This window comes from Gilliamella sp. B2717 (assembly GCF_026536675.1).
Lineage (GTDB): Bacteria > Pseudomonadota > Gammaproteobacteria > Enterobacterales > Orbaceae > Gilliamella > Gilliamella apicola_I.
The window spans coordinates 187,502-196,194 of sequence record NZ_JAFNNQ010000002.1 but is presented as its reverse complement, the minus strand read 5'-3'; the positions used below and the strand labels follow the sequence as shown (position 1 = coordinate 196,194).

Annotated in this window: 7 protein-coding genes; all 7 read right to left on the bottom strand. The window is 35.7% G+C overall.

From position 1 onward, the window contains the following. Window positions 1-154: 154 nt before the first annotated feature. A complete protein-coding gene (locus J3U35_RS00955; RefSeq protein WP_267358954.1) occupies window positions 155-730 on the bottom strand; it encodes a YiiX/YebB-like N1pC/P60 family cysteine hydrolase in 576 nt (191 codons plus the stop codon). Next, window positions 714-1,301, bottom strand: coding sequence for a biotin transporter BioY (locus J3U35_RS00950; protein WP_267358952.1), 588 nt, complete (start codon window positions 1,299-1,301; stop codon window positions 714-716). Before J3U35_RS00950 ends, J3U35_RS00955 begins: the two co-directional genes overlap by 17 nt. A 151-nt stretch (window positions 1,302-1,452) precedes the next feature. After that, a complete protein-coding gene (locus J3U35_RS00945) occupies window positions 1,453-2,085 on the bottom strand; it encodes an MBL fold metallo-hydrolase (RefSeq protein ID WP_267358950.1) in 633 nt (210 codons plus the stop codon). A 4-nt stretch (window positions 2,086-2,089) separates the two neighbouring features. Continuing rightward, window positions 2,090-3,493 carry an MFS transporter gene (locus tag J3U35_RS00940; RefSeq protein WP_065558527.1) on the bottom strand — a complete coding sequence of 468 codons (1,404 nt, stop codon included), beginning with the start codon at window positions 3,491-3,493 and terminating at the stop codon, window positions 2,090-2,092. 371 nt (window positions 3,494-3,864) lie between these two features. Further along, on the bottom strand, window positions 3,865-4,650 hold the full coding sequence (locus J3U35_RS00935; protein WP_267358947.1) for a TatD family hydrolase: 786 nt from the start codon (window positions 4,648-4,650) through the stop codon (window positions 3,865-3,867). An 8-nt stretch (window positions 4,651-4,658) separates the two neighbouring features. Beyond that, window positions 4,659-7,883 carry an exodeoxyribonuclease V subunit gamma gene (gene recC, locus J3U35_RS00930; RefSeq protein WP_267358945.1) on the bottom strand — a complete coding sequence of 1,075 codons (3,225 nt, stop codon included), beginning with the start codon at window positions 7,881-7,883 and terminating at the stop codon, window positions 4,659-4,661. A gap of 382 nt (window positions 7,884-8,265) precedes the next feature. After that, on the bottom strand, window positions 8,266-8,691 hold the full coding sequence (locus J3U35_RS00925) for a F0F1 ATP synthase subunit epsilon (protein ID WP_220216301.1): 426 nt from the start codon (window positions 8,689-8,691) through the stop codon (window positions 8,266-8,268). Between the last annotated feature and the right edge of the window lie 2 nt (window positions 8,692-8,693).

Here is an 8,693-nt window from a genome sequence, read left to right as displayed (position 1 = left end):
CTTGAACCAGTGACATACGGATTAACAGTCCGCCGTTCTACCGACTGAACTATGGAGGAACCGAAATGTAGCGCGCATATTATAGATTAAATGGCGCTATGTCAATAGTTAAATTGTATTAAATGCTTTTTCGTTTTAATAACCTCCCTTTATTTTATTCAAGTGTTAGGATTGTCTTGAATAATTCCGTTTGCCTTAAGAGTTGTTGAGGATGAGATCCAAGCTGTTGTTCTGGGATCTTCTCTTTTAGCGAATGATAATAATCGATCCAATAAGGTAAAACTTGATGGGTCGTTAAATCTCTAAAATTCATCGGATATAAAGCAAAATAACTTTCATTGTGTTCGTTTCGAAAAGCGTAGGTAATGAGTTCACTGCAATAAAGTCCAGCTGTATTTGGACGAAAGCTAGGGTTGTAAGGTAGACCAATACATTTTTTAGCTCGCTTGATGGCATTTTCAATCAACGCTAAATTATCAATTCGACCAATGATATTAAATTGCGCTGCATTGATAAAATGCGTCAGTGTTTGGTTAATGACCCCGTATTTTGGCGTTGCTTCAATAACGATATTATTTCCAATATATAATCCTACATGATTGATATTATTGGTTAACTCATCCACGTTACGTGTTGCACCAGAACAGGTGACCGCATCATTAAAGTCATTAACCTCGTTCAGACACTGGAAAATAATATCGCCTTTTTTTAAATCAGTGATTTTTAGCACGGTAACGCCATAAAAGGAACATGACTGAAGTTGCTATGATAAACTTCAGTGCATCAAATCCTGCAAAAGGGAGATATCCGAGTTTTATTGCTTCAATGAGGTTAATATGTAAATAACCAGCTAGATAAAGAACGCCAAATACAAAGATTAATAAATGTGCACAAGCGAATGCGATTAATCCTAAAATAAAATGGCGATCATAACCTTTTTCAGCGGCAAAGCCGGCTAAATAAGCACTAAATACCGCCCCATATAAATAACCGGCAGAAGGGGAATGTAAAGCTATCATGCCACTACTTCCGTTGGCAAACAATGGTAATCCTATTGCACCTAAAAAAAGATATTGAATTATCGCTAATGCACCTAATTTACGTCCTAAAAATGCACCAATAAGGAGTATTGCTAAAGACTGTAAAGTAAAAGGAACAGGATAAGTTGGAATGCTAATGTTAGCGGCTAGTCCTAATAATAATGCCGCACTTGTTGTTACAAAGAGTTTTCGTTGCCAAGAGGATAGCTTAAATAGCGTTGTAATAAAGGTTGGATAATATGGGGTAACTTGATGTTTCATAATAATTATACCTTGCTTTTATGTGTAAATATTTTGCTAATAATATAGCAAAGTTTTATTATGTAAACTTATTTTTTATAGAAAGGTTTACTTTTGAGAGGGTTATCACACTCTATGAAAAATGAATGTGATAACAACCGCAATATTTTGATTAAACTAAGAAAGGATTATTCATGCGCTCATGGCCAAAGCTAGACATAGGGCCATGTCCGGGAACAAAAACGAAATCATCACCAAGTGGTAATAATTTATGTTTAATTGAAGAAATCAAATCGGCATGATTGCCTCTCGGAAAATCTGTTCTTCCTATACTACCGTTAAATAACACATCACCAACAAAAGCGATTTTATCAGAATGATTAATAAAAACGATATGACCGGGTGTATGACCTGGGCAATAAAGTACATCGAGTGAAATATTGCCGACTTTGATTTTATCTCCTTCTTTTAACCAATGATCCGGTAAAAAGGGTTCAATATAAGGAAAACCAAATTGAATACATTGCTGAGGTAATCCACTAAATAAAAATTCATCTTCTTGATTTGAGCCGATGATTTTTACATCATAATGTTTTGCTAATTCTACAGCCGCGCCAACGTGATCCAAATGTCCATGCGTTAATAGGATTTGTTTAATATTCACGCCCAGTTTTTCCACGGCTTTTTTGAGTAATTCGGGTTCACCACCTGGATCGATAAAGGCTGCTTCTTTTGTTTCATCACACCAAATAATGCTACAATTTTCCTGAAAAGCAGTAACCGGAATGATTTGGTATTGAAACATATTGTTATCTCCTTGTTTCTTGATGATGAGCGGTTAAGTTTTGCCCATCTTGTTTTTTTAAAGCTGCAAACACAATGCTAGAAAGTATTGTGATAATTCCTAATATCATAAAAGTAATTTGAAAAGACTTAATGGTAGCGGTTTCCTCACCGACTAACCTAACAAGCACAGCACCTAAGGCGATACCGAAGCTAATAGCAAGTTGCTGGTTTACCGCCATTAAACTATTCCCACTACTGGTTGTTTCACCTTGTAAATCAGCTAAAGTGATACTGTTCATTGCCGTAAATTGTAATGAATTGGTACAACCAATGCAAAAAAGTAATAGACACATCAGGATGATCGGGGTGGATAAACTTAATTGTGACATTAATAAAATGAACGTTCCAGCCAATATAGTATTGCCAATCAAGACGTTTCGATACCCTAATTTAGCTAAAATTGTAGGAATAAACGATTTAATTGCCATTGAAGCTAACGCCATAGGAATTAATATCATTCCTGCTTCAATTGCTGAATAACCAAAGCCAACTTGTAATAGTAATGGAATTAAAAAAGGAACCCCTGAAATACCTAATCGACTTATCAAATTACCGATAATACCGATTTTAAAAGTGCGAATACTAAATAAAGATAATGGGAATAGAGGGGTAGTTGCTTTTTGAGCGTAGAATCGGTAACCAAACAGAAAGATTAAACTTATTATTGCCAAAAATAGTGAAATATAACTACTTTGTCCCTCACTTAGCAGCTCCAAACTTAACGTGGCACTAATAAATGTTATGGCAATAATAACAAAGCCCCAAAAATCAAAATAGATGCGTTCACCTTTAAGGTTTGGCATATATTTCCAAGCAATAATGATCCCAGCAATACCAACAGGGATATTAATTAAAAATACCCAATGCCAACTGATCATTTCAGCTAAATATCCGCCAAGAACAGGGCCAATTACAGGGCCTACCAGTCCTAAAATGGATGAGGTATTTAGCGCTGATAAAAATTCATTACGCCGATAAGATTTAATTAAGACTAATCTGGAAACAGGTACCATCATTGAACCGCCAATACCTTGTATAACCCTCGAAATATCCATAAAAATAAGGGTATTTGATAGGGCACAAGACAGCGATCCCGCTGTAAAAAGAAACACGGCGGTCACAAAAACATTTTTTGTTCCAAAGCGATCGGACAATAAACCACTAATCGGAATAAACAATGCTAAAGTTAATGCATAACAGATTACCGCAGATTGCATATTTAAGGGGGATTCATGGAGATCTTTAGCAATCGAGGGGAGTGCCGTATTTAATATTGATGTATCGAGTGATTGCATTAAAAATGCGACTGCCGCAATCCACGGCAACATTCGATATACCATAGGGGATAATTGAATATCATTGCTCATTATAGTGATTACCTATTATTGTTGCGATGATAGTTTTAAGGCTATCAATAAGATGATAGAAGACAATTTATCTCATATTACCTCGAAACGACTTTGTCGTCGATGAAATAAACCAGAAAGCATAATTTATTTAAGTTTTCTTTACAGTGAATTGGTGATATTTGTCGGTTTGGATTTGGTCGGTTTATCTTATCAATACTTGGCAAGTAATAGATAGCGATTACGCATTGTGTAATATTCATAATGAAATTAAGTGGGTAAGAGATACAATCGCAAAGTCTAAAAAACGATTTTAAGCAGTCAAAAAAATTGCTTTTTATCGCTAATGTTTGACGGTGATAATCCACATATAATTATAAAGCTATTTATAATTAATGCTTCAATGCTTTTTGATTGATTCGACTAAATAGCGTTAAGGTATTAGATAAGATTGTACGAAGTATTTCTGGTTGAGGTTCTTTGCGTAACTGACTTAAAACATGAAATATTTCAATTAGATATTCTGGACGATTAATTTGACCTTGTCGACCACTTAATGGCATATCGGGGGCGTCGGTTTCAAGTACAAGACTTTCTAAAGGCAGTTGGGCAACGGTTTGGCGAGTTTTATTAGCGCGTGCGTAACTTATCACTCCCCCGACACCAATATAATAACCGAGTTTCACAAATTGCATCGCTTGTTGATAACTGCCCGAAAATCCATGTATGACACCCCGACAAGGTAAATTTGCTTGATGAAGTTCGTGGTACATAATGTCATGCGTTTTACGTGAATGAATCAAAACGGGTAAATCATATTTTTTAGCCAAGGTAAGCTGTGAACGAAAATAAAATAGTTGTTGTTGCCAATCAACGGTAAGATTGTATTTATCCAGACCAATTTCGCCCATTGCTACTAATTTTTGGGGGTTTTTATTAATAATATTGGATAATTTTTCTAGATCTGATTCTGTGTGTTGATAAATGGGATGTAAACCAAGCGCTGCATAAACTTCATTATATTGTTCGGCAAGGTGTAATATTGTATGAAAATGATTCGCAGAGACAGCTGGCACAATGAGCGCATCAATTTTTGCTTGCTGTATTTTGTCGATAGAATCAGCGATATCTGTGGTAAAAATGGGAAAATCAAAATGACAATGTGTATCAATAAACATAATGCCTCCTATTTTACCTTTTCTTGATGTAATAAAATGGGTAATAAAAATTGTCGAGCCGAATAAATAATCTGCTCAATAAGTGGATTGGTTAATTCAGGATATAATCGGGCATAATAATTATCACATTCTGCTGAATTGAATCCCCCTCCTTGCCAAGTGTTTTTAAGTTGATTGATAGCTTTTTGACTGATTTCAATCTCATTTGTTTTAGAATTATACGCGGATACTAACCAATTCCACGCACTTTGAATTGGGAAGAGTAAAGGTTGATTAATACCTTGCAAATAGCCTTCGATTAAAGTTGTTAAAATAATTTGTGCTTGCTCAGGGTTTAAATATTCAAAACGCCATTCACTCTCTTCCCGACCATAGATGCGACTATAGCTATTCGTGTTTTCAGGATTGGAGATGCAATAAATAAGATGATCGATCCATAATGTCATGCCATCACGGATCGAAAGTTTCGATGGTCGCCATGTTAAAATCCCATCCTCTTGAACATGGGTTAACCAACCTTGCAGTATGTAATGTTGTCCATTAGCAAAAAGGGTTAAATTGACCTCTTCGGCAGTTTGTATCAGGCGTTCTTGGCAAATTTTATTCGCTAACGATTGCATGGATTCATTTTGTTCATCATAAATAATCTGACCAAAGGCGCCATCTGGTAACTCGCCGGTTAATGCTAATCGATGATACAAATCTGATTCTTGGATAGTGTTATCAATCAATTGATTTAAAATTTTTACATTAAGCTGGTATCGTTCAAAATTATCCAGATTAAAATTTTCAGCATCCGGTAAAGTATCATCAAGATAATTAATATAGAAATTGAATCGTTTTTGTAAAAAAAATCGTATGGAGTGTTGATAGAATCGTTTTAATTCATCAAGACTAATGTTATCAATCGTCATCGCCGAAATATCACTAATGAAGGATTGACTTTCACCTTGCTGTTGTGCTGCCGGTAGCCATTCATTGGCATAGCTTTTAGGCGGATTTAAATAATTTTGAGGATTAAATGGTGTGCGCGTATGGATGACACGTAAATTATCGAAACCGTTTGTACTATCTTTGGTATCATTATAGTATTGAATGATATAGTCCCATAGTTCATCAATTAATACTGACGGATAACGTTCAGTATTATCTTTAATTTCTCGCCCAATATAACTCATGTAGAGTTGTTTTTGAGCCGATAAAATTGCTTCTAAAAAGAGATACCGATCATCTGTGCGACGACTTCGATCCCCTCGTCTTGGGTACTGAGCAATCAAATCAAAATCAAGCGGTAGCGATGTTCTAGGATAATCACCATCGTTCATGCCTAATAGACATACCACTTTAAAGGGAATCGAACGCATTGGCATCATAGTACAAAAATTGATTTTGCCCACTAAAAAACGATGAGCTAAATGATTTTGTTCTAAACGTGATTGCATCGCATCATGTAAAATAGTCATCGATATGTTATCCGCAAAATTTGCTAACAATCCACTGTCAATCAGCTTTTGCCACTCATCTTGAATCATCAATAAAATAGATTCACGTTGTTCATTACTAATAAAAAAATCATTGAGTAATTCAAGGCAACAACTTTGCCATTCAACTAATGGTTTGGCTTGACTTAACAATGTTGACCATTTACGGACTATACTAATAAATTCAGCTAATTGACCAATAAGTTCAGCATCCAAACCAGTCGCGCCATCATACGGGAGTATTTGCTGCCAGCTTCCTTGCTCACTGCTCATCGTATAACCAAGCAACAAACGTTCAAGTCCAAATAACCAACTATGGGCATTTTCAAGACCAAAACGAATACCCGATTCAATGATCCATGTCCTTAAAAGCGTTAATTGTGATTCATTGATCGAAAATTTTTCCGAAATTGCTGGTATCTCCAGTAAATTAAACAACTCTTCTGCCGTAAATCGACTTTGAGGAAAATTTAAAATCGCAAAAAATGCTTGCACAATGGGATCAATATTTCGAGCTTTCTGATCGGAAATAGTGAAAGGTAGATAACGTTGACCTTCAGCATTACCAAAAACGGCACGAATATAAGGGATGTATTTATCAATATCTGAAACCATCACAATGCAATCACGTAACTCTATGGTTGGATCAGCATCAAAGACAGATAGTAAATAGTCATAGAGTACTTCGACCTCACGCTGTTCGCTATGGCATGCATGAAACGAAATTGATTTATCGGTTGAGTTAATGTGAAGTGCAGTTTTATCTGACGGATATAGCTCCAGTATATCTTGCTGAATAGCATGTAATAAACAAGTGCGATCGTGATTAGCAAACGCATCAATATCTTGTTTGTTTTGGAATTCTTGTAATAAAAACAGACAATCCCGTCCTAGTTTTCCCCATGACGTTAAGAGTGGATTTGGGATTTTATCGGGTGTATTTTGTATGTCAGTTAGCTGTTTTTCGACAATATCTCCCCAATACCATTTGCAAGGATTGTTAAACATTAAATGTACATCGATATGTTTTCCAAGTGCTGAGAGTAGCGAAAGATAAATGGGTGGAAGGGAAGTAATACCAAAAATAAAAATACGGTCGGGTAATGTATTTAACCGTTTTTTATCAAAATGGTCATCCAGTAGAATATCAAGCATTTGCTGGTAGATATTTGCACGGTGATACGGCTGACTAATGGCTATTAATTGTCTCCACAGCTCCGCTTGCCAAATTTCATCGGGATGATGATTTAATTCGACCACGGTTTTATTCGATTCCCATTTTGCTAGCCAGTCAGGGCGATAAACTAAATACTGATCGTATAAACGAGCAATACGTGTTGCCAGTTGATATAACTTTCTTTCTGTTTTATCTATATTGAGATAATGTTTGAGTGCGCTAAATTCCTGCTTATCAATGAGTTGAGGCAGCAAATAAAATAGACGCCAAGTCATGGCTTCAGGATTAAAACTGTTTTCAATTGGCGAATCGGGTAATAAAGCTTGATAAACTTGCCAGATAAACTGAGTTGGATAAGGAAAAGCAATGTTTGCCACAATACCGAGTGCATCTGCAAGCTCGATCTGCAACCATTGCGCCATGCCTTGGCTTTGCACGATCACCATATCGGGCATGAACACGTTTTCTAATGGTTGTCTTTGCATCAATTCACTCACCAATGATTTGAGTAGATCGACTTGATTTGAATGATAAATGGTAAACATAGTCGCTTTAAATTCGAAAAGATTATTCAAAATTATCGCTGATAGTGAGTAATAAATCTAGTAGCCTATCTTCATAGAAAACAGATTTTGGGGCTGTATAATTTTAAACGTAATGGGGATCATCAAAGAAAAACACACACAAAACGTTCATAATTTATCTTACTCAAAGTAAATTTTGCAGTTTGCTTAGCAGTATTCACATTTTTAATTTTTTTTATTTACGATATAAAAATTTAACAATATAAAAAAAGATGAATTAATTATTCAATTCAATTATAAAAGTAATAAACGGTTTTACTTCACAGTGTGAATATGAAGACTTGTCGTTATTGGGGTACTGAACAGGACTATTGGAAAAGCAGAAAAGATTACAAAATTAATTTTTGTAATCTTTTTGATTTTAATAACGAAACTATTGTCCAATACGGCGTGTTAATTCGATAACACGCATTTTAGCTAAAGCTTTTGACAATTCAGCAGAGGCTTGTGCAAATGACATATCATCACTTGGGTGATTAATATGTTCTTGGGCACGTCTGACTGCTTCTTGTGCTCTGGCTTCATCTAAATCTTCGCCTCGAATAGCCGTATCAGCTAAGATTGTTACTATATTAGGTTGAACTTCTAATATACCACCCGATAGGTAGATAAATTCTTCTTCACCATTGGGTTTCACAATACCCACCATACCTGGTTTAATGGTAGTAAGCAGTGGCGTATGACCCGGGTAAATACCGAGTTCACCTTCAATACCTGTGACTCTGATTCGCTGAACATCACCCGAAAATAGGTGAGATTCAGCACTAACAACTTCTAATTGATAGGAAGTTAGTGCCATAA